This is a genomic window from Mesorhizobium sp. WSM3626, assembly GCF_000513935.1.
Lineage (GTDB): Bacteria > Pseudomonadota > Alphaproteobacteria > Rhizobiales > Rhizobiaceae > Mesorhizobium > Mesorhizobium salmacidum.
In genome coordinates this window covers 54,300-74,862 of record NZ_AZUY01000024.1, presented here as the reverse complement: position 1 = coordinate 74,862, position 20,563 = coordinate 54,300, and the positions used below count along the sequence as shown (strand labels likewise).

Annotated in this window: 18 protein-coding genes; 10 read left to right on the top strand and 8 right to left on the bottom strand. The window is 64.6% G+C overall.

What is annotated here, in order from left to right; genetic code table 11:
• Positions 1–72 precede the first annotated feature (72 nt).
• The 6 genes from hemC (at position 73) to M653_RS0117975 (ending at position 6,173) form a co-directional block, all read left to right on the top strand.
• Complete coding sequence (gene hemC / locus M653_RS0118000; protein WP_027144599.1) at positions 73–1,011, top strand: hydroxymethylbilane synthase; 939 nt, start codon at positions 73–75, stop codon at positions 1,009–1,011.
• Between the two features lie 2 nt (positions 1,012–1,013).
• On the top strand, positions 1,014–1,730 hold the full coding sequence (locus M653_RS0117995; protein ID WP_027144598.1) for a uroporphyrinogen-III synthase: 717 nt from the start codon (positions 1,014–1,016) through the stop codon (positions 1,728–1,730).
• A gap of 110 nt (positions 1,731–1,840) precedes the next feature.
• Positions 1,841–3,319, top strand: a complete 1,479-nt coding sequence (locus tag M653_RS0117990; RefSeq protein WP_027144597.1) for a COG4223 family protein — start codon at positions 1,841–1,843, stop codon at positions 3,317–3,319.
• Positions 3,320–3,329: 10 nt separating this feature from the next.
• On the top strand, positions 3,330–4,922 hold the full coding sequence (locus M653_RS0117985) for a heme biosynthesis protein HemY (RefSeq protein ID WP_027144596.1): 1,593 nt from the start codon (positions 3,330–3,332) through the stop codon (positions 4,920–4,922).
• Between the two features lie 37 nt (positions 4,923–4,959).
• Complete coding sequence (locus tag M653_RS0117980) at positions 4,960–5,439, top strand: TerB family tellurite resistance protein (protein ID WP_027144595.1); 480 nt, start codon at positions 4,960–4,962, stop codon at positions 5,437–5,439.
• 17 nt (positions 5,440–5,456) lie between these two features.
• On the top strand, positions 5,457–6,173 hold the full coding sequence (locus M653_RS0117975) for a glutamine amidotransferase (RefSeq protein ID WP_027144594.1): 717 nt from the start codon (positions 5,457–5,459) through the stop codon (positions 6,171–6,173).
• A 170-nt stretch (positions 6,174–6,343) separates the two neighbouring features.
• Here the strand turns inward: M653_RS0117975 and M653_RS0117970 are convergent, their stop codons facing one another.
• The 8 genes from M653_RS0117970 to M653_RS0117935 all read right to left on the bottom strand — a co-directional run bounded on the left by M653_RS0117970 (position 6,344) and on the right by M653_RS0117935 (position 15,737).
• Positions 6,344–6,574 carry a hypothetical protein gene (locus M653_RS0117970; RefSeq protein ID WP_027144593.1) on the bottom strand — a complete coding sequence of 77 codons (231 nt, stop codon included), beginning with the start codon at positions 6,572–6,574 and terminating at the stop codon, positions 6,344–6,346.
• Between the two features lie 175 nt (positions 6,575–6,749).
• Positions 6,750–7,988 carry an MFS transporter gene (locus tag M653_RS0117965; protein ID WP_027144592.1) on the bottom strand — a complete coding sequence of 413 codons (1,239 nt, stop codon included), beginning with the start codon at positions 7,986–7,988 and terminating at the stop codon, positions 6,750–6,752.
• A 412-nt stretch (positions 7,989–8,400) separates the two neighbouring features.
• Positions 8,401–9,249: a pyridoxal phosphate-dependent aminotransferase gene (locus M653_RS1000000134530; RefSeq protein WP_245262204.1), complete on the bottom strand. Its 849-nt coding sequence runs from the start codon at positions 9,247–9,249 to the stop codon at positions 8,401–8,403.
• A gap of 211 nt (positions 9,250–9,460) precedes the next feature.
• Positions 9,461–9,925 (bottom strand): MucR family transcriptional regulator, encoded by a 465-nt coding sequence (locus M653_RS0117955; RefSeq protein WP_027144591.1) that lies wholly within the window; start codon positions 9,923–9,925, stop codon positions 9,461–9,463.
• A gap of 208 nt (positions 9,926–10,133) precedes the next feature.
• Entirely contained in the window at positions 10,134–10,838 is a 705-nt protein-coding gene (locus M653_RS0117950) for an ROK family protein (protein WP_027144590.1), read from the bottom strand.
• A 14-nt stretch (positions 10,839–10,852) separates the two neighbouring features.
• Positions 10,853–12,229: a glucose-6-phosphate dehydrogenase gene (gene zwf, locus M653_RS0117945; RefSeq protein WP_027144589.1), complete on the bottom strand. Its 1,377-nt coding sequence runs from the start codon at positions 12,227–12,229 to the stop codon at positions 10,853–10,855.
• A 22-nt stretch (positions 12,230–12,251) separates the two neighbouring features.
• A complete protein-coding gene (gnd, locus tag M653_RS0117940) occupies positions 12,252–13,268 on the bottom strand; it encodes a phosphogluconate dehydrogenase (NAD(+)-dependent, decarboxylating) (RefSeq protein ID WP_027144588.1) in 1,017 nt (338 codons plus the stop codon).
• Positions 13,269–13,316: 48 nt separating this feature from the next.
• The gene (locus M653_RS0117935) at positions 13,317–15,737 is read right to left on the bottom strand and encodes a glucan 1,4-alpha-glucosidase (protein WP_027144587.1); all 2,421 of its coding nucleotides are present in this window, start codon (positions 15,735–15,737) and stop codon (positions 13,317–13,319) included.
• A gap of 208 nt (positions 15,738–15,945) precedes the next feature.
• Here M653_RS0117935 and M653_RS0117930 point away from each other — a divergent pair, with 208 nt between their 5' ends.
• Genes M653_RS0117930 through M653_RS0117915 form a run of 4 tightly spaced genes read left to right on the top strand, consistent with a single transcriptional unit; the run spans position 15,946 to position 20,459 of the window.
• Positions 15,946–16,959: an ABC transporter substrate-binding protein gene (locus tag M653_RS0117930; RefSeq protein ID WP_027144586.1), complete on the top strand. Its 1,014-nt coding sequence runs from the start codon at positions 15,946–15,948 to the stop codon at positions 16,957–16,959.
• Positions 16,960–17,008: 49 nt separating this feature from the next.
• Complete coding sequence (locus M653_RS0117925) at positions 17,009–18,526, top strand: sugar ABC transporter ATP-binding protein (protein ID WP_027144585.1); 1,518 nt, start codon at positions 17,009–17,011, stop codon at positions 18,524–18,526.
• A gap of 16 nt (positions 18,527–18,542) precedes the next feature.
• Positions 18,543–19,508: an ABC transporter permease gene (locus tag M653_RS0117920; protein ID WP_245262213.1), complete on the top strand. Its 966-nt coding sequence runs from the start codon at positions 18,543–18,545 to the stop codon at positions 19,506–19,508.
• Between the two features lie 3 nt (positions 19,509–19,511).
• Positions 19,512–20,459: an ABC transporter permease gene (locus tag M653_RS0117915; RefSeq protein WP_027144583.1), complete on the top strand. Its 948-nt coding sequence runs from the start codon at positions 19,512–19,514 to the stop codon at positions 20,457–20,459.
• The last annotated feature ends 104 nt before the right edge of the window (positions 20,460–20,563 follow it).

Genomic DNA, 20,563 nt, shown 5'->3' with positions numbered 1-20,563 from the left:
GAGGCTATTCCCCATTAGGAAAAGGCCGGCAAGACCTCGATTTCGCTCGGGGGTTATCACGGACCGCGCGCCATGCAAACTTTGAAAATCGGAACACGGAAAATCGGAACACGCGGCAGCCCGCTGGCGCTCGCCCAGGCGCATGAGACGCGTGTGCGGCTAATGAAAGCGCATGGCCTTCCCGAGCAGGCGTTTGAAGTGGTGCCTATCTCGACCAGCGGCGACCGTATTCAGGACCGGCCACTGTCGGAGGCCGGCGGCAAGGGCCTGTTCACCAAGGAAATCGAGGAAGCGCTGCTCGACGGTCGTATAGACATCGCCGTGCATTCGTCGAAGGACATGCCGACGATGCTTCCTGACGGACTGGAGCTCTCCACTTTCCTGCCGCGCGAAGACGCGCGCGACGCTTTCATAGGCAAGGGGGTCAAGCGGATCGTCGATCTGTCGCATGGCGCCAAGGTCGGATCGTCGTCGCTCCGTCGCCAGGCGCTGATCCGCCGGATGCGGCCGGATTTCGAGGTGGTGATGTTCCGCGGCAATGTGCAGACGAGGCTGCGCAAGCTGGATGAAGGCATCGCCGAGGGCACCATCCTCGCCTATGCCGGGCTGAAGCGGCTCGGGCTCGAAGGCGTGATCACCGACCTGATGTCGCTGGAGGATTTTCCGCCGGCGCCGGGACAAGGCGCGATCGGCATCGAAACACGCGTCGGCGACCGTGATATCGAGAATATGCTTGCGGCGATCCATCATGCGCCGACCGGCCAGGCCTTGGCCTGCGAGCGCGCGTTTCTCGCCGCGCTCGACGGCTCGTGCCGCACACCGATCGCCGGCCATGCGACGGTATCAGGCGGGAAACTGTCCTTTGCCGGGCTGATCATCTCGCCCGACGGCACGGAGTGGCATGACGTCCGGCTGGAAGGCGAGGCCGCGGACGCGGCGGAAATTGGGGCTGATGCCGCACGGACAGTTCGCGCCAGGGCCGGCGAAAAGTTCTTCGACGGTTGGCTCTGAAAATGCTTCGCGTCCTGGTCACCAGACCGGAGCCGGGTGCGTCGCGCACGGCGCGAAAGCTGGAGGAGATGGGTTTTGAGCCTCTTCTGCTGCCATTGACGGAGACGACGGCACTGCCGGTCGATGCCAAGGCGGTTCCGAACGACGTGGCCGCCGTGGCCATCACCAGCGCCAATGCCATGCGCCATACCCCTGGAGATCTGATGGCGGTGCTGTCCAACCTGCCTTGCCATGCTGTCGGCAAGAGGACAGCGGAGGCGGCGCGCGAAGCCGGCTTTCTCTCGGTCATCGAGGGGCCTGGCGATGCCGAGGCGCTGGCCGCGGGCATGGGAATCGCGTTTTCCGGTAAAGCGATCGTCTATCTCTGCGGGCGCGTGCGGTTTCCCGCCTTCGAACAGAAGCTGAAAGCTGCTCACGTCCAGGTCCATGCCGTCGAGACTTATGACACGATTGCGGTGAGCTATTCGGACGAAGCGATTCTTCCGCTGATAGCAGGCCAATCCGTCGATGCGGTGCTGCTCTATTCGGCCAAGGCCGCTGCCGCGATGCAGGTCCTGGCCAGCCGGCCTGCCCTGCAAAAGGTCTTTGAAAAGACGCGGGTTTTTGTCCTTTCCGCGCGCATCGCCGCCGCCTTCGGCGACAGTGCCGGCAAAGCAATCCGCGTCGCCGCACGATCCGACGAGGAGGCGCTGCTGGCACTTTTGCAGGCACGGCCCTGACCCGCGTCATCACACCGCCCCTTTTCACCGCTTGGTGATGTGCTAGACCCTTTCTGAACCATCACGCGCCGCCGGGCGTTGAGACGAAGCGAATTTTGCGGAGCCCATGCATGGTCAAGACGCCGAAGATGCGACACTCGAAAGGCCGCCGCGACCCGGTGACCATCGACCTCGATCCGGGCGCCGTCTCACGCATCGTCGACGGGGATGCCGCCAAGGATATCGCCCAGACGGACGAGGCGAAGGCCGAGGAAGCAGCGAATGCCTCGCGGCCAGAGCCCCCGGAAGAGCCGGTGCATGCCGATCAAGCGGATCTCGAACCCTGGGAGCATGGCGATGCCGCCGCCGGGCAGTCTGGCACGGATTCGCCACCGCATGCCGAGGCCAAAGCCGCCGAGCCGGAAATGCCTTATCCCGGTTCGGATACTCCCGCCGACCGCGCCAAGGCTTCCGACTATAATTTTGAGGATGCAACCGCCAAAACAGCCGAGACCAAGGCGGCTTCCGGAAAAGCCGACGCAAGGAGCGAACCGATGACAGTGCAGCCGAAGCGGGGCGGCCTCAACGGCGTCGCCGCCGGCATCATCGGGGGTGTCATCGCGCTGGTCGGTGCCGGCGGGCTGCAATTTGCCGGCCTGCTCGGCGCGCCGGGATCCGCACCCGGTGCCTCGCTCGCTGGTGTCAATGGCGAGATCGCCTCGCTGAAGAGCGAAATCGCGGACATGAGGGAAGCCGGCAACAACAATGGTGCGTCGGCCAAGGTGGATGGCCTGTCGTCGGGGCTCGACCAGGTCAAGAGCGATGTCGCGGCGCTGAAATCGGCGGTCGAACAGGGCGGCGCCGGCGACAATGCCGGGCTTGCAGCACTTGGCGACAAGGTCAAGCAGATCGAAACCACGGTGGCGGCCCTCGGCAAGGCCGGCAGCACGGCACCGGTCGATCTTGGTCCGCTCAACGAAAAAATGGCGGGTCTCGATGCGCTGGTGAAGTCGACGGGCGAGGCGGCGAAGGCGCAGGAAGGCCGGCTTGCCGCGCTCGAACAGTCGGTGTCGCAGCTTTCCGGCAAGGTCGATGCACAGGCATCGCAGCCGAAGGTCGCGCTCGCCATCGCGGCTTCGGCGCTGAAGGCCGCGCTCGATCGTGGCGCGCCGTTTTCGGCCGAACTCGATACGCTGGCCGCGATTTCGCCTGATGCGCCGCAGCTCGCGACATTGCGCCCCTATGCCGAAAAAGGCGTGCCGACCCGCACCGAGATCGCTTCGCAGATGGATGCGGCCGCCAATGCCATGGTGGCAGCGGCCACGCCGGTCGACCAGAATGCCGGCTTCCTGCAGAACCTGATGTCGAGCGCCGAATCGCTGGTCAAGGTCCGGCCGATCGGTGCCGTCGAAGGCGCCGGCGCACCGGAAACCGTGGCGCGCATGGAGGTTGCGGTCACTCAGGGCGACTATGCCAAGGCACTCAGCGAATACGACACGTTGCCGCAAGCCGTGAAGGCCGCGGGCGCCGACTTTGCCGGCAAACTGAAAGCCCGCATCGAGGTCGAAACCCAGGTCGACGCGCTGATCTCCGGCGCGATGAAGGCATGAGGGCAACACGATGATCCGCCTGCTCGCCTTCCTCATCGTCGTCTTCGCGCTCGGGCTGGGCTTTGCCTGGCTGGCCGACAGGCCCGGCGACATGGTCGTCACCTTCAACGGCTACCAGTACCAGGTGAGCCTGATGGTGGCGGCGGTGGCCGTCGTTGCCGTCGTTGCGGCGGTGATGATCGTCTGGTGGCTCATCAAGTCGCTGTGGAACAGCCCCTACACCATCTCGCGCTATTTCCGCGTGCGCCGCCGTGACCGTGGCTATCAGGCGCTGTCGACCGGCATGATCGCCGCCGGTGCCGGCGACGGGGCGCTGGCCCGCAAGAAGACCAAGGAAGCGGCCAAGCTGATCCGCTCCGACCAGGAGCCGCTGATCCATCTGCTCGAGGCGCAGGCATCGCTGCTCGAAGGCGATCATGAAGGCGCGCGCCAAAAGTTCGAGAGCATGCTCGACGACCCCGAAATGCGGCTGCTTGGGCTGCGCGGGCTTTACCTGGAGGCTGAGCGGCTGGGCGACCGCAACGCAGCCCGGCACTATGCCGGCCGTGCCGCCGCCGTGGCGCCGCAACTGGCCTGGGCAGCCGAATCGACGTTGGAGGAGCTGACCGCGCGCGGTGACTGGGACGGGGCGCTGAAACTGGTCGATGCGCAGAAGTCGACGCGGCAAATCGAACGCGACGCCGCCAACCGCCGCCGCGCCGTGCTGTTGACCGCCAAGGCGCAGTCGCTCGCCGATAGCGATCCCGCGGCTGCCAGGACAGCGGCGATCGAGGCTAACAGACTGCAGCCGGATTTCGCCCCCGCCGCCGTTGCCGCCGCCGCGGCGCTGTTCAAGCAGAACGACGTACGCAAGGGCTCGAAGATCCTCGAAGCAGCATGGAAGGCCGAGCCGCATCCCGAAATCGCGGAGCTCTATACTCATGCAAGGCCGGGTGACGCCGTGGTTGATCGGCTCAACCGGGCAAAGAAGCTGCAGGAGATGAAGAAGAACCACGCCGAATCGTCGATGACAGTGGCGCGTGCCGCGCTCGACGCGCAGGATTTGTCGACCGCCAGGCGCGAGGCCGAAGCCGCGATCCGCATGGATCGCCGCGAGGGTGCCTATCTGCTCCTTGCCGATATCGAGGAGGCCGAGACCGGCGACCAGGGCAAGGTGCGGCAGCTGCTCTCCAAGGCGGTTCGGGCGCCGCGCGATCCGGCCTGGGTGGCCGACGGCGTCGTCTCCGAGCGCTGGGCGCCGGTATCGCCGGTTACCGGCCGTCTCGACGCCTTCGAATGGCGCGCGCCCATGGAGCGGCTTGGCCAACTGATCGACAGCCGCGATGAGCCGGATGCCCCGGTAGTGGCCATAGAGGCGCCGGGCAGGCCGGAAAAGCCGGTCGACGTGATCGATCATGCCGCCTCGGGCAACGAGGCGACGGGCAAGGACGCCGAAAGCCGCGAGGATCATGTCACCCCGGTCACGGCAGCCGCCTTTGCCGCGGTGCCGGCCGATGCCGAGGCCGTCGAGCCGGCGGAAGAACTGGCGCGCCTGCCGGACGATCCAGGCGTCGATCCGGACGACGAGGCGGAAAAGTCGCCACGCCGGTTCCGGCTGTTTTGATTTTGGGCCGGCCATCGGGCCGTTTGGGAATGAATTGATGTTCGAGCGCGTTCTGTCGTTTCTCAGGGATTTGCCGGCTGGCTCCGCCAGCCATACAAGCACGGACGACCCGCGCGTCGCGGCCTCGGCGCTGCTCTACCATGTGATGAATGCCGACGGCGTTCGCCAGGATGTCGAGTGGGAGCGGTTCAAGGCGGTGCTGGCGCAGAGCTATTCGATCAACGGTGCCGAACTCGAAGCGCTGGCCGCCGCAGGCGAGCGCGCCGACAACGAGGCGATCGACCTCTACGCCTTCACCAGCGTGCTCAAGCGCCATCTCGACGCGGAGGGGCGCAAGGCCTTCATCGGCCTGATGTGGGAGATCGTCTATGCCGATGGCGAGCTGCATGAGCTCGAGGACAATACGGTGTGGCGGGTCGCCGAGCTGATCGGCGTCGAGCGCCACGACCGGGTCGAGGCGCGCCGCAAGGCCGCGGCCGAGGTACCGGGCGCCCGTGGGACGTCAAGCGACGAATAGACGGATCTCGCCCAACGATGCCGCCCAGAACGAGCCCGAAGCCAAGAATCCTGATCGTGCTGCATCAGGAGAATTCGAGCCCCGGGCGCGTCGGCCACATGTTGCTGGAAGAAGGCTTCGATCTCGACATCCGCCGCCCGCCGCTTGGCGACGCCTTGCCCGAAACACTGGATGGTCATGCCGGCGCGGTGGTGTTCGGCGGGCCGATGAGCGCCAATGACGAGGACGAATTCGTCCGCCGCGAGACCAACTGGCTGGAAATCCCGCTCAGGGAAAACCGGCCACTGCTCGGCATCTGTCTTGGCGCGCAGATGCTGGCCAATCATCTCGGCGGCAAGGTCGAGGGCCATGGTGAAGGGCTGGTCGAGATCGGCTGGTATCCGCTGAAGCCGACCGAGGCCGGCAAGAAACTGATGCACTGGCCCGAAATGGTCTACCAGTTCCATCGCGAGGGCTTTTCGCTGCCGAGCGACGCGATGCTGCTGGCCACGAACGAGACCTATCCCAACCAGGCTTTCCGCTACGGCGACAATGCCTGGGGCATCCAGTTCCATGGCGAACTGACCCGGGTGATGATGCAGCGCTGGGTGGTGCGCGGCGCCCACCGCTTCGAGCTGCCCGGCGCCCAGCCCGGCCGCGACCATCTCGGCGGCCGGCTGATCTGGGACATGCATCTGAAGCGCTGGCTGAACGAGTTCTTGCGCATGATTTTTGGCGGACCGGTGGCGCGGTAGAGCCGAACCAGTGCTCTGAACGGCCAAATCCGGCCGACTTCTGACCGGCGGCTTTCGGCGCGTGAAAACTAGGGCAATTCCAGGAAAAGTGCGTAGCGGTTTTCCGTCCGGAATTGCGTGAAAACAAAGAGTTAGAGCGGTTCGGGGATTCCAATAAACACTGAACCGCTCTAGTCCGAAAAGCTCACGCTCACGCCGCGTTGCCGAAAATAAGCCTGCATCAACTTGCGGCCCGAGCGGTTGTTCTGCGCCAATTTTGTGGGATCGAACACCGCCTGTTTTATCCCTTCTCGTGCCAGCGCTGCCTTGAGCGTCGCGATATGTGCGTCGATGTCGGCATTGTCCGCCCGAAGCGACGCATAGATACTTTCGGTCGCCTCGGCCACAGTCGGTTCGCTCACAGGTGTTGTCCTTTCGTTGGTTCGGCGGGCGGCTTAGAGCGGTTTAGCGATCGGCAGTACCGCTGAACCGCTCTAACTCTTTGTTTTTACGCGATTCCGGACGGAAAACCGCTGCGCACTTTTCCTGGAATTGCTCTAGCACAGATTCGCGGCCCCGCCGATACCGATGAAGCCGTCAGTTTCGTCCTTTGAGGTGCCGCACCTTGCGCAGCGCCGGGAATAGATAGGCCCACAAGCCAGCAACCGCGACGGCGCCGACGCCGCCGATGACGACCGCCGGAACCGTGCCGATCAGCGCCGCCATGGTGCCGGCGCGGAATTCGCCGACCTCGTTGGAGGCGCCGACGAAGACCTGGTTGACGGCGTTGACGCGGCCGCGCACTTCGTCCGGCGTCCACAGCTGGATCAGCGTTTCCCTGATGTAGACGCTGAACATGTCGGTGGCGCCGAGGAAGACTAGGGCCACGATGGACAGCCAGGTGAGGGTCGACAGACCGAAGAGCACGGTGAAGGCGCCGAACGCCGCCACGAAGCTCAGCATGATCTTGCCGGCGTGGTCGCGGATCGGATGCCCGGCGAGCCATACCGCGACGCAGATGGCGCCGATGCCCGGCGCCGAGCGCAGCAGGCCGAGGCCCCATGGGCCGAGTTGCAGAATGTCGCGCGCATAGACCGGCAGCAGTGCCGAGGCGCCGGACAAAAGCACTGCGAACAGATCGAGCGAGATGGCGCCGAGCACGATCTTCTCGCTCCAGATGTAGCGGAAGCCGGCAAATAGCGTCTCCATCGTCGGCTTGTCGGTGGCGCTTTGCTGGGCGGGTTTGGGAATGGTGAAGATCAGGAGACCGGCCACCAGCATCAGCACAGAGGCGACGGCGTATGCGGCTTCGGCCGAGACGCCATAGAGCAGGCCGCCGGCGACGGGACCGACAATCGTGGCCGTCTGCCAGGCAGAGGAGTTCCAGGCAATCGCGTTGCCGAAATCTTCCGGCGGCACCAGATTGGCGAACAGCGACGACGAGGCCGGTCCGTAAAAGGCGCGCGCCATGCCGAATAGCGCCAGAACGACGAAGATCGGCAGCGGACTGACGAGGCCGCGCAGCGTGAAGTACAGGAGAACGAGCGCACAGGCTGCCTCGACCACCGTTGCCAGCGCCATGATCAGGCGGCGACCGAAGCGGTCGGCGACGACGCCAGTGACCAGCACCAGCAACAGCGATGGCAGGAACTGAACGATGCCGACGATGCCGAGATCGAACGGATCGCGCGTCAGGTCATAGATCTGCCAGCCGACGGCGACGGAAACGATCATGGTCGCGAAGGTGGTGAGAAAGCGCGCCGTCCAATAGCTGAGGAAGGCTTTGTGCCGGAAAGCGGCGTAACGCTGCTCCGGTAAAGTTTGTTCAGGTATCATGAAGATAGGGCCCCGGTTGCTTTGGCATCGGCTGGCGGGGCACTTCCCGGATGGGCGCTGTTCCGGCCAATGGAACTTGGTAAAATTCGGCGCGGATATGCGTCAAAAACAGGCTTGGAGCAAGAGACTTTCGATCCGCGTCGTCGATCGCACGCGGAAGTTATTGCCGTAGCGCGGCCGAAATCGCGTTCAATCCGCCTCTCAATTGGGCCTCCGTCGGCCAGCCGAAGCCGACGCGGAAGAAGCGCTTTTCCATCTCGAACCAGTGGCCGGGCCCGACATAGGTGCCGTGGTCTTCCAGCAGCCTGATATAGAACCGGTCTAGGTCGAAGCCGGACTCGACATCGAGGCGCGGGAAACCGACGACACCGCCCTCAGGCCGTACCCAGTCGACCAGCGGCTCGCGGTCGATTCAGGCCTGGACGATGTCGCGGCGCTTGGCCATTTCGGGAAGCAGCTTTGCCAGAAACGCGTCCCGGCGATCCAGCATGCCACGCGCAATGCCTTCGTCGATGATGCTGCCGCAGATGCCGATCTGCTCCTTGGCGGCGAGGAATTTTTCCTGGAGGGCTGCATCCCTGGTGATCAGCCAGCCGATGCGGATGCCGGGAATGCCGAAGGCTTTTGACAGCGACGAGACGCTGATGGCCTTTTTGCTCAGAGAGGCCGCCACTGGCAGGCGCTTGCCATAGGAAAGATCGCGGTAGGTTTCGTCGACCAGCAAATGACAGCCACTGGCCTCGGCGAGCGCGACCAGCGCGTCGAGATCGGCGCGGCTCATCATGGTCCCGGTCGGGTTGTGCGGGCAAGTAACGCTGATCAGCCGGGTGTTCGGCCGCATCGCTGCCTTGATGCGCTCGACGTCGATGGCAAAGCCTTCCTCGAATGCCAGGTCGACGAAGCTGATGGCGCAGCCGATCGCCCTCGGGGTTTCAATGTTGGTGGCGTAGTTGGGCCTGATGACGACGAGGTGATCGCTTGCCGACAGCAGCGAGGTCGAGATGATGAACAGCGCGCCGGCGGCACCCGCTGTGACCAGCACATCGTCGGGCGCGATGCCGGCATCCTGCGCGGCGATCAGGTCGCGCAACGCCTTGTCGCCGCGGTGCTCGCCGTAAAAGAGCGTCAGGTCGGGCAGCGAGAGGCCGATGTCGGAGAGCTTCTGGTCGGCAATCGAGCTTTCGGAGAGATTGTAGCGGATACGCTCATAGCCGTACTCCTCCGGGGCTTCTCTCTCGATCACCATCCTGGTGTAGTTCATCGCTTCCCCTCCGGAGCGGTTCACCGTTTCACGGAAACGGCAAGAGCTCCATCCCCTTTGTCTAGACGCAATTCCGGACGGAAAACCGTTTCACACTTTTCCTGGAATTGCTCAAAGCTTGTCTGGTTCATCCAAGCCACAAAAGCATGAAGCCTGCCAAGGCGGAATCGCCGGCAGGCTTCAGACAAAACATTGGCTCAGATGAAACCGCTCAGGCCGAAACCTTGGCCTTCCTGCCCTTCGACTTGGCAGGCGCCGGCGCGACGGCCTTGCGGCCGAGCCCGATCGACTTCGCCAGTTCCGAGCGCGAAGCGGCGTAGTTGGGTGCGACCATCGGATAGTCCGACGGCAAGCCCCATTTGGCGCGGTAGGCGTCCGGCGTCAGGCCGAAATGCACGCCGATATGACGCTTCAGCGATTTGAACTTCTTGCCGTCCTCGAGGCAGATGATGAAATCCGGGGTCACCGACTTCTTCGGGTTGACGGCGGGGACCAGCGGTGCCGCCACCGGAGCGACCGGCTGGCCGAGCCCGCTGATCGAGGCGCTGACGCTGGCGATCAGTTCAGGAAGGCCGGACGCAGGCAGGCGGTTCTTCTCGACATAGGCCGATACGATATGGGCCGTCAGTTCGAGAAGGTCGAGGGTTTTGCTGGCGTGGCTGTTTTCGTCGGTCAATCTATTTTCCTCCATCCATGGCGCATGACCTCGAAAATGGGGCCGTTTTCAAAAAGGATGATGCGCAAAATTAAAGTGCGTCGTCTTTGTGCGTCGCGCACGACGCGATGTAGTGGGGCTGACTTCCTAGTCGGCAAATCTGCACAAAGCAATCTATCGGCGCGACATCACACGCCATTTTGAACAACTATACTAAACTGTAATAATATCAGACGATCAAGGCCTTGTCGCGCCACAGACGAAATCCGCCTTCGAAAGCGCGTGTGTTGTCACCGCGCCTGGAGTCGGGGGGCAATTCGTCGAGCTTGTCGACATTGCCGCCGCCGATGACGACATAGTCTGGCTGCAGGGCGGCGCGCAGCCGGTTGACGACGTCGAAGACATAGCCGCGCCACTTCTTCTTGCCGCGCTTTACCAGGCCGCGTTCGCCGACATAATCCTCGAAACTCTGGCCTTTTTTGTAGGGGAGATGAGCGAGTTCCATCGGCTGGCCGACATTGTCGAGGACCATCGCCGCACCGAGGCCGGTTCCGAGGCCGAGGAACAGCATGCGCCCGCCCTCATAGCTGCCGAGGGCCTGCATCAGCGCATCATTGACCACCTTGACCGGCTTGCCGAACTCAGCGGCGAAATCGAAGCCGGCCCAGCCCTTGCCGAGATTCATGGGATCGAGCACCGGCTTGTTGTGGCGCACCGGGCCCGGATAACCCATCGAGATGACGTCGTAGGACAGGCCCTCGGCGAGCTTCTTCACCTTGCCGATCATCTGCCGTGGCGTCAGCTCAGGCCCGGAATCCGCCCGGCGCTCGGTGCCGCCGTCGCTGGTCAGGATCTTGACGTGCGACCCGCCAATGTCGATCGCCAGCACTATCTTCCCGGTATCCGACGCCGCCTTCTCAGCCACCTTGGCCATCTCGTCCCCTCCGCTCATGCCACCGGGTCGATCCAGCCATTGGGCGGCCCGAAGCCGGCCATGGCGTCCGCCGGTCCCCACGTCTTCGGCTCGTAAAGATGCGGCGGCGTGGTGTCGCCGAGCACCGGACCGACGATGCGCCAGGCCAGTTCGGCGGCGTCCTGGCGGGTGAAGAGCTGGCCATTGCCGTTCATGGCGTCGCCGATCAGCCGTTCATAGGGCGGCATGTCGCCCTTCGAATCGTCGAGCGCGGTCAGTTCCACCTGCTCGCCGGTCATGTCGTCGCCGGGCGCCTTGCGCTGGGCGCCGATGGCGATCGTCACCTGCGGGTCGATGCGAAAACGGACGTAATTCTGGTCGGTGGGCTTGATCGGATCGAAGACGTCGAGCGGCGGCCGCTTCAGCCGCACCACCACCTCGGTGACATGCACCGGCATGTTCTTGCCGGCGCGGATGAAGAACGGCACGTCCTGCCAGCGCCAGGTGTCGACGAAGAAGCGCACCGCCGCGAAGGTCTCGACCGGCGAGTTCGGCGCCACGCCGGGCTCGGCGAGATAGCCGGCGAACTGGCCGCGCACGACATCGTCTTTCGTCAATGTCCGGATGGCGCGCAGCACCTGCACCTTCTCGTCGATCAGGTCGTCGGCGGAGCGGCCGACCGGCGGCTCCATGGCCAGGAGCAGCAGGATGTTGAGCAGATGGTTCTCGATGACATCGCGGATAGCGCCGACATCGTCGTAGAAGCGGCCACGGCCTTCGACGCCGAAATCCTCGGCCATGGTGATCTGCACGCTCTCGACGTAATTGCGGTTCCAGATCGGCTCGAGCAAGGCGTTGGCGAAGCGGAAATAGAGCAGGTTCTGGATCGCTTCCTTGCCGAGATAGTGGTCGATGCGGAAGATCGACTGTTCGTCGAACACCAGGTGCAGCACGCGGTTCAGCCAGCGCGCAGACTGCAGATCATGGCCGAAGGGCTTTTCCACCATCAGCCGCGCGCCATGCGCGGTGCCAGATTGCTCCAGGCCTTGCACGACAGTCTCGAACATGGACGGCGGCACCGCCATGTAGTGCAGCGGCCGCTGGGCGCTGCCGAGTGCCTTCTTCAGCTTCTCGAAGGTGGCCGGATCGCGATAGTCGCCGCTGACATAGCGCAGCAGCGACCCCAGCTTGGCGAATACCTTCTCGTCGATAGCACCGAGCGCGCTGACGATGCCGTCGCGAGCCCGGTCCTGCAATTGCCTCAAATCCCAGGCATCGAAGGCGACGCCGATCACCGGTTCGGTAAGCGTGCCCTTGGCGATCATCTGGTAAAGCGCTGGAAATATTTTCTTGTGGGCGAGGTCGCCGGTCGCTCCGAAGAGCACCAGCGTGTCGGACCGTTCCTGGCTCATGCCTGCGTCTCCCCTGTCGCCGTCACTTGCCGTCCTTCGGTTTTTCGATGTGACCGCCGAAGGCATAACGCATGGCGGACAACAGCTTGTCGGCGAATTCGGATTCGCCTTGCGAGGAGAAGCGATCGAACAGGGCCGAGGACAGCACCGGCGCCGGCACGCCGGTGTCGATCGCCGCCTTCAGCGTCCAGCGTCCCTCGCCGGAATCCGAGACCCGGCCGCCGAATTGCGCCAGACCCGGATCGCTCTTCAGCGCGCCGGCGGTGAGATCGAGCAGCCAGGAGCCGATGACGCTGCCATGCCGCCAGACCTCAGCCACCTGCGGAAGGTCGACGTCGAACTGGTAGTATTGCGGATTTTCAAGCGGGCTTGTCTCGGCATCCGCCATACGCTGCCGCTTGCCGGCATTGGCTGACTTCAGGATGTTCATGCCTTCGGCATAGGCGGCCATGACGCCATATTCGATGCCGTTGTGCACCATCTTGACGAAGTGGCCGGCGCCGCTCGGTCCGCAATGCAGGTAGCCATAGGGCGCGGTGCCAGCGGCCTTGTCCGGGGTGGGCGCGCCGGCATCCGCGCCAGGCGCCAGCGTGGCAAAGACCGAATCGAGGTGCCGCACCGCCACGTCGGGGCCGCCGATCATCAGGCAGTAGCCGCGTTCCAGGCCCCAGACACCGCCGCTGGTGCCGACATCGACAAGGTGGATGCCCTTGGCGGCCAGTTTCGCGGCCTGATCGACAGCGTCGTGATAATAGGAATTTCCGCCGTCGATGACGATGTCGCCAGGCTCCATCAGCGCCGCGACCTGATCGATGATCTTGCCGGTGATCGCCGCCGGCAGCATCAGCCAGACGCAGCGCGGCTTGGCGAGCTTGCCGACGAATTCCGCCATCGAGGCTGCTCCGGACGCGCCGTCGCCCACCAGCGCCGCGACACTGGCCGGATTGATGTCGTAGACGACGCATTCGTGGCCGTCGCGCATCAAACGCCGCACCATGTTGGCGCCCATCCGGCCCAGTCCCATCATTCCGATCTGCATGGTTTCGTCCTGTTTCCTAGAGATTTGCTGAGTTTGTCGAAGAAGGATCTACTGGCTGTCCTGAGCGCCTGACATGACGGAGAAGTCGACATTCTCCCAATCGCCGGTTCCGGGCCAGAAAAAAGTGAAGATCAGCGTGCTTCCGCTGGGGAGACTGGCCGTGGGCAGATCGACAAGGTGAATGCCGAAAGCGTTCTCCCCCGTCTGGCTGTCGTGGGCGGTTGCCCAACTGTCGGTGCTCCAGTGGACAGTGGCTGCTGTCAGCAATTCGATACGCAGCGTCTTGCCGGCCGGCAGCGCGCGGATCTTGTTGTTGAAGCGCCATGTCCTGAACGGCGAAACGGTCTTGTCCTCGATGTAGCGCCTAACGCCTTGCGGCGGCATGTCGAAGACGGCGCCGTCGCGCAGCGAGCGCAACAGCTTGATATGTTCGGAATGCGCCCAGACCAGCGGCATGGCGCTGCCTGATGGCTTGCCATACAACAGTTCGCGCTCGGGAATATCGGCGCCGTCCCAGACCTGTTCGGGCAGCAGGCCGCCGGGTCCGGCCGACCGTTCCAGCGCATCGAGCAGGCTGGCCGCCTTATCCTTGCGCCCAGCCGCCAGCTCGTAATGGGCGCGTTCGCCGGCGAGCAGCGGCCACGGCCGGCCCTGGCCGGTGCCGTCGAAGGGCGAGCCATCCTCGTGTTCACCATAGCCGTCGCTGTTGTAGCGGTACCAGAGCGGTCCTTGCGGCAGCTCGCAGCGCAACTGCGCGTCGATGGCCTTGACGGTGTCGACGATGCGCGGATCGTCGGCGGCCCTCAGGCCAAAGCGCACCAGGGCCAGTGCGTCCGGGCTGACGATTTCTTCGACCGGCCGTTCCGTGTCGCCGGGCGGCCGGTTCTTGATCGGGACATAGCCATCCTTCGGCGAGCCGGCATCGGCGCTGTCGGGCGGCGCGATGCGGACGTAGTAGCCGCCGACGCCCACGGCCCTGCAGATGGCGGTACCGGTGACATAGGTCCAGCGCTCGACCTGGTCGTTCCAGCAGTCGGCGGTCCCGCGCAGATAGCTTGCCGCGTCCCGCTTGCCGCAGACATCGAGCAGGTCGGCGCCGGCAAGCAGTGCCGCAATCTCGACGGCCAGCGTGAACGGGCTGTAGCCGGCGTCTTCTTCCCAGCGGTCCTCGCCGGTCACGGGACCATTGCGCACGACATAGGACGCCGCGCGCTCAATCATCGGCAGGAAGGCCCTGAGCCTGGCAGTCGGCAGGTGGCCAGCGCGATGCAGGGCATCGGCCAGCAGCATGGGGAAGGCGCATTCGTCCATCTGGATGCCGGGCCAATAGGCGGAGCCGTCGAGCCAGGCGTTCTGCGGCCAATGGCCGTCCGGCTGTTGGATGGAGCGGAGGTATTCCAGGATCTGCAGTGCCGAAGCGGCATCGCCGGCGGCGAGATAGCCGCCCGCCGTTTCGACCAGGTCGCGCGGCCAGACCAGGTGATAGCCGCCGAGATCGTCGTCACCTTTGTCGAACCCCCACGGGATCGACAGGCTGGCCACCGCCGCGCCCGGCATGGCCGATGACCGGTGGGTGGCCAGCATCGCGGTGGAGACGCGGTAGCTGTTTACTCCCGGCACCCCGGGCGTCCGGTCGCGGTCCAGTGGCAGCAGCCCCGCCTGCCATTTGCGCCATTTTTCGACATAGGATTTCGCCGCCGGTTCAAAACCCCGTTTCAGGCTGGCGAAGGCGTTTTCGGCGGCTTCGTCTGGAGTCGCGCCAAAACCCAACGCCAACACGGCTTTTGTGTTGACGGCGGTGAAACCGATCTCGCCGGTCAGCGCTACATTGCCGTCCTCGGCGCGCCGCCAAGCCGGATCGAGCTTGCCGGCATGGTTCAATTGCTGCCAACCGTCGGAGAAGCCGACATAGCCGGCCGAACAATCCCGCCAGGGCAGCGACGAGGCCAGCGCCAGGCAGGTGCCGCGCCCCGAGGCAAACAGGACAGGCTTTCCCTGGTACTCGCCGACCCAGGCGGTGTTGCCCATGCCGGCATTGACCAGATGCGGCGCCAGAAGCGCGTAGACGCGGTAGTCGGCGACGGAGCCCTTCAGCGGGTTGAAGGTGATCTCCTGCAGCAAGGTCGGGCGCGCCGGATCGGCCAGAATGCGCTTCTCGATCCGGTAGGCGCCGTCATCGGCCGTGTTGGCCAGCCTGTAGGCGGGCACGCCGTCCTCGAACGGCTCGATGCCGTGCGCGGCATCCCGCTTCTCCTCGGAGAAATATCCATTCCTGCCGGTGACGATCAGGCCGAGGTCGCGCGTGCAGGCGCTGTCGACGCGCGGATAGTACACCTCGTTCAGGATGCCGTGGCTGATGGTGAACCAGACGCGACTGGACGGCGAAAGCGCCGATCCGACGCCGCTCTTGGCGCTAGAGGTCCAGCGCGCGGGAATTCCCGGTGCGCCCGGCGGCACAGTCGGCGTCATGCTTGTTCGCTCTCCTGGCCCGTATGCCTAGCCATCAACCGGAGCCATTTCAATCAGCGCACCGCAAGTTGATCGCCGGCGTACATCGGATTGCAGTTGACAGCCCGCCGGCCTTCTGCACTTTGTCTGACAATAGATAAAAAACAGGATCGCAACCGCGAAATCGTCGACAACCAAACTGATCAGCAACTCTCGGGAGGAGTATCACATGAAGAAGCTATTGGTTCTCAGCACGCTTGCGGCGGTGCTCGCAGCCGGTACGGCTTTGGCCGACACCAGCGGCAAGAAGATCGCGTTCTCCAACAATTACGCCGGCAATTCGTGGCGGCAGGCGATGCTCGACAGCTACGGCATCGTCACCAAGAAGGCGGTCGACGACAAGATCGTCGGCGCGGCCGATGTCTTCACCACCGCCGACAAGGAGGTGCCGACCCAGGCCGCTCAGGTGCAGAACCTGATCCTGCAGGGCTATGACGCCATCGTCATCAACGCCGCCTCGCCGGATGCACTCAACGGCGCCATCAAGCAGGCCTGCGACGCCGGCATCACCGTCGTTTCCTTCGACGGCACCGTGACCGAGCCTTGCGCCTACCGCGTCGTCGTCGACTTCAAGGACATGGGCAAGCAGGAAGTCGAGCATATGGCCAAGTTCCAGCCCAAGGGCGGCAATCTGCTTGAAATCCGAGGCCTGGCCGGCACTTCGATCGACGACGCCATCCATGCCGGTATCCTCGAGGGCGTTGCCGCCCATCCCGAGTTCAAGATCGTCGGCTCGGTCACCGGCGACTGGGACCAGACCACGGCGCAGAAGGCGGTGGCGACCATCCTGCCGTCGCTGCCCGACATCGTCGGCATCGTCGACCAGGGTGGCGACGGTTATGGCGCCGCGCAAGCCTTCGCGGCCGCCAACAAGCCGCGCCCGACCATCATCATGGGCAACCGGCAGGACGAATTGAAGTGGTGGAAGGAACAGAAGGACAAGGACGGCTACCAGACCTGGTCGGCCTCGATCGCGCCTGGCGTGTCGACGCTCGCCTTCTGGGTGGCGCAGCAGGTGCTCGATGGCCGCAAGGACATCCCGCACGATTTGCTGGTGCCGTATCTCGCCTTCACCCAGGACGATTTCGAGGCGGCCCTGCCGAAGATCAAGGAGGGCGGTGTCGCCACGCACGAATACACGCAGGAAGATGCCATCGCAGCGATCAAAGCCAATATCAAGTGAAAGTCGCACACGCGTTGCCGCGCGCACCGCTAAGCGGATATCGTTGAGCATGGCTGCAGGCAATAGGGACATCAGACTGAGCGGCGCCGAAAAGCAATTCGGCGCCGCCAATACTTTCATCGTAAGACTTGACGATGCCGAAAAGCATTTCGGCGCCGTCAGGGCGCTGGGCGGGGTGGATTTCCATGTCGGTCCCGGCGAATGCGTCGGCCTCGTCGGCCATAACGGCGCCGGCAAGTCGACGCTGATGCACATGGTGGCCGGCACCTCGACGCCCGACAGCGGGACGATCGGCGTGCATGGCGGCATCGAGGAGAACTACTCGGTGTCGCGGGCACAGCAGCTCGGCATACGCTGCGTGTTCCAGGAGCTCTCGCTCTGTCCCAATCTCAGCGTCGCCGAAAACACGCGCATCAACCATGCTTCGCTCTCCGGCTTCGGCTGGCGGCGCAGGGCGGCCGAGCTGATCGCCGCCAAGCTCGATGAGATCTTCCCGGACCATGGCATCTCGGCCTGGGACATTGTCGGCGATCTCTCGATCGGCCGGCGCCAGATGGTCGAGGTGGCGCGCGCCTTCACGGTGACACAGGACCGGCTCGACCTGGTCATCCTCGACGAGCCGACCTCGTCGCTCGACGCGCACACGGCCGGCCAGCTGCTGGCTTTCGTGCGCCGCTTCGTCGCCGGCGGCAAAAGCTGCATCCTGATTTCGCACGTGCTGGGTGAAGTGTTGCGGAACGCCGACCGCATCGTCGTGATGCGCGACGGCAAGGTGGTGGCGTCGGACGCGGCTGGTGCCTTCGATCGCGACCGGCTCGTGACGGTGATGGGCGGAGCCGAGGCGCGCGAGAAGATCGCCGCACAGGCGGCTGCCGCCAAGCCAGGCGCCAGTCCGCTGCGCGTCCGGGCGCGGCCCGCCGGGCAGACTGACGGTAAGGACCTTGTCGCCCGCGCGGGCGAGATCATCGGCCTCGCCGGGCTGGCCGGGCACGGACAGACCGACTTGCTGCTGCGGATCTTTAATGCCGCCGCGCGCGCCAAGGCCGGCATCGAGGTCACGGCGCCGGTGGCGCTGGTGGCGGGCGACCGCCAGTCGGACGGTATTTTCCCGCAATGGTCGATTGCGCAGAATATCGGCATCCGCTCGCTGGCGCGTCTGCGCAACGGGTTGCTGATCTCGCCGCGGTGCGAGGCGGAGCTCGCCGATGCCTGGAAGAAGAAGATCGGCATCCGCACGCCTGACATGAACAACAACATCTTCTCGCTGTCGGGCGGCAACCAGCAGAAGGCCCTGTTTGCCCGCGCACTGGGCTCCGATGCCGAAATCGTGCTGATGGACGATCCGATGCGCGGCGTCGACATCGGCACGAAGCTGGAGGTCTACGACCTCGTGCGCGAAGAAGCGGGTCGCGGCCGCACCTTCCTCTGGTACACGACCGAAACCGAAGAGCTCGACAATTGCGACCACATCTATGTCTTCAAGAACGGCCGCATCGTCGCCAATTTGACGCGCGACGAGCTGACCGAGGAGAAGATCATCCAGTCCTCCTTCGGCGATGCGGCCTGAAATGACGGCGACGCCAATGGACAATGGCTTCAAGGGGTCGGCGGCACGCAATGAGGCGGCGCGGGCGCGGCTGTTGCGAGGCCTGCTGCCGGCGCTGTCGCTGGCGCTGGTGTTGGCGGCAATCGCCTGGCTCAACCCGCGCGCCATCAGCTATTTCGGCTTCAGCCTGATGCTGAACCTGGCGATTCCGATCGCGCTGGCGACGATCGCGCAGATGTTCGTCATCGCCGGCAACGAGCTCGACCTCTCGATCGGCACCTTTGTCGGCTTTGTCGGCTGCGTCACCGCGACCTGGCTGAAGGACGCACCGCTCATCGGCGTCCTCATTCTCGTCGGGTTGATCGGCATTTATGCGCTGCTCGGCGCGCTGATCCACATGCGCAACCTGCCCTCGATCGTGGTGACGCTCGGCATGAGTTTCGTCTGGCAGGGGCTGGCCATCCTCGTCCTGCCCAAACCCGGCGGCAAGGCGCCGGACTGGTTGCTGGCGATCATGTCCTTCAAGCCACCTTTCATTCCGTTTCCGATCATCGCCGCGCTGCTGATCGCCGCGGTCGTGCATTTTGGTTTGATGCGCACCTCCTACGGCGTGATCCTGCGCGGGTCCGGCGGCAATCCGGCGGCGCTGCGACGCGCCGGCTGGTCGCTGCTCAAGACCAAGATCGTGCTGTTCGCGCTGGCCGGTCTTTTCGGCGTGCTGTCGGGCATGGCGCTGATCGGCATCACCACCTCGGCGGATGCCAATATCGGCAATGGCTACACGCTGCTGGCCATCGCCGGCGTCATCCTCGGCGGCGGCGAGTTCGTCGGCGGCCGGGTCTCGCCGATCGGTGCTGTCATCGGCGCGCTGACGCTGGCGCTGGCCGCCTCGCCGCTGCTCACCTTCATGCACATTCCGCCCGACTGGCAGGTGGCCGCCAACGGCGCCATCCTGATCATCGTGCTGGCGGCGCGCGTGCTGATCAGCCGCAGGGAAAGGTGAGCGATGGCTTCGCTTAAAACGCTGCTCACAAAACCCTGGATCTGGTCGTTTGTCGGCGCGCTGCTGGTGTGGCTGGCGACGATCGCCTTCACCGGCGGCTATGGCGGCGGCGGCATGGTCACGGCCGCTTTGTCGCTTGCCGTGTTCACCGTCATCGTCGGCGTCGGCCAGATGTTCGTCATCACGCTCGGGCCCGGCAATGTCGACCTGTCGCTGCCGGCCAATATCGGCTTGGCAAGCGCGGTTGCCATGAAGGTGATGGGCGGCAGCGATGCCATGATCGTGGTCGGACTGCTGGCGGCGCTCGCCTGTGGTGCCGCGATCGGCGTCATCAACTATCTGCTGATCTGGGCGCTGCGCATCCCGCCGATCATCGCGACGCTGTCGGCGAGCTTCATCATCCAGTCGGTCGACATCAGCTATGGGCGCGGGCTGCAGATCAAGCCGCCGCCCGGCTTCGCCGATTTCACCAACTGGCAGGTGCTCGGCATTCCCGTGCTGGCGATCCTCACCGTGCTGTTCACCATGGGTGCGGCCATCGCTTTGCAGCGCATGGTCTACGGCCGCTCGGTGCTGGCGATCGGACAGAACATCCGAGCCGCCTGGCTCGCCGGCGTCAAGGTCGGGCGTATCCGCTTCCTCACCTACACGCTGTCAGGCGCGCTCGGCGGCATCGACGGCGCGCTGCTCGCCGGCTATTTCCGCGGCGCCAATGTCGATATCGGCAACGAATATTTGCTCGCTTCGATCGCTGTCGTCGTCATCGGCGGCACGTCGGTGGCCGGCGGCAAGGCCAATGTGCCCGGCGTCTGGGGCGCGGCGCTGTTCCTGGTGCTGCTGCTCACCATGCTCAACACATTCGGCGTCAGCGCCGGCGTGCGGCTTTTGCTGACCGGGCTGATCATCGTAGGGGTGATCACGGCGGCGGGTGGCGAGAAGGCAGTACGCTGACTGCGACGTCTAGGGCGCGACCTCAGCCTGTCGGGCCAACAATTGGACCAGCCGGTTCCCATTCGCGGCGTGGCCTAGTAAACCGGTCCGCGATCTCAGTCGGT

Bases quoted from the DNA above. Each gene is read 5' to 3' on its own strand.
- hemC (WP_027144599.1), top strand. From the start codon at position 73: ATGCAAACTTTGAAAATCGGAACACGGAAAATCGGAACACGCGGCAGC.
- M653_RS0117995 (WP_027144598.1), top strand. From the start codon at position 1,014: ATGCTTCGCGTCCTGGTCACCAGACCGGAGCCGGGTGCGTCGCGCACG.
- M653_RS0117990 (WP_027144597.1), top strand. From the start codon at position 1,841: ATGGTCAAGACGCCGAAGATGCGACACTCGAAAGGCCGCCGCGACCCG.
- M653_RS0117985 (WP_027144596.1), top strand. From the start codon at position 3,330: ATGATCCGCCTGCTCGCCTTCCTCATCGTCGTCTTCGCGCTCGGGCTG.
- M653_RS0117980 (WP_027144595.1), top strand. From the start codon at position 4,960: ATGTTCGAGCGCGTTCTGTCGTTTCTCAGGGATTTGCCGGCTGGCTCC.
- M653_RS0117975 (WP_027144594.1), top strand. From the start codon at position 5,457: ATGCCGCCCAGAACGAGCCCGAAGCCAAGAATCCTGATCGTGCTGCAT.
- M653_RS0117965 (WP_027144592.1), bottom strand. From the start codon at position 7,988: ATGATACCTGAACAAACTTTACCGGAGCAGCGTTACGCCGCTTTCCGG.
- M653_RS1000000134530 (WP_245262204.1), bottom strand. From the start codon at position 9,249: ATGAACTACACCAGGATGGTGATCGAGAGAGAAGCCCCGGAGGAGTAC.
- M653_RS0117950 (WP_027144590.1), bottom strand. From the start codon at position 10,838: ATGGCCAAGGTGGCTGAGAAGGCGGCGTCGGATACCGGGAAGATAGTG.
- zwf (WP_027144589.1), bottom strand. From the start codon at position 12,229: ATGAGCCAGGAACGGTCCGACACGCTGGTGCTCTTCGGAGCGACCGGC.
- gnd (WP_027144588.1), bottom strand. From the start codon at position 13,268: ATGCAGATCGGAATGATGGGACTGGGCCGGATGGGCGCCAACATGGTG.
- M653_RS0117935 (WP_027144587.1), bottom strand. From the start codon at position 15,737: ATGACGCCGACTGTGCCGCCGGGCGCACCGGGAATTCCCGCGCGCTGG.
- M653_RS0117930 (WP_027144586.1), top strand. From the start codon at position 15,946: ATGAAGAAGCTATTGGTTCTCAGCACGCTTGCGGCGGTGCTCGCAGCC.
- M653_RS0117925 (WP_027144585.1), top strand. From the start codon at position 17,009: ATGGCTGCAGGCAATAGGGACATCAGACTGAGCGGCGCCGAAAAGCAA.
- M653_RS0117920 (WP_245262213.1), top strand. From the start codon at position 18,543: ATGGACAATGGCTTCAAGGGGTCGGCGGCACGCAATGAGGCGGCGCGG.
- M653_RS0117915 (WP_027144583.1), top strand. From the start codon at position 19,512: ATGGCTTCGCTTAAAACGCTGCTCACAAAACCCTGGATCTGGTCGTTT.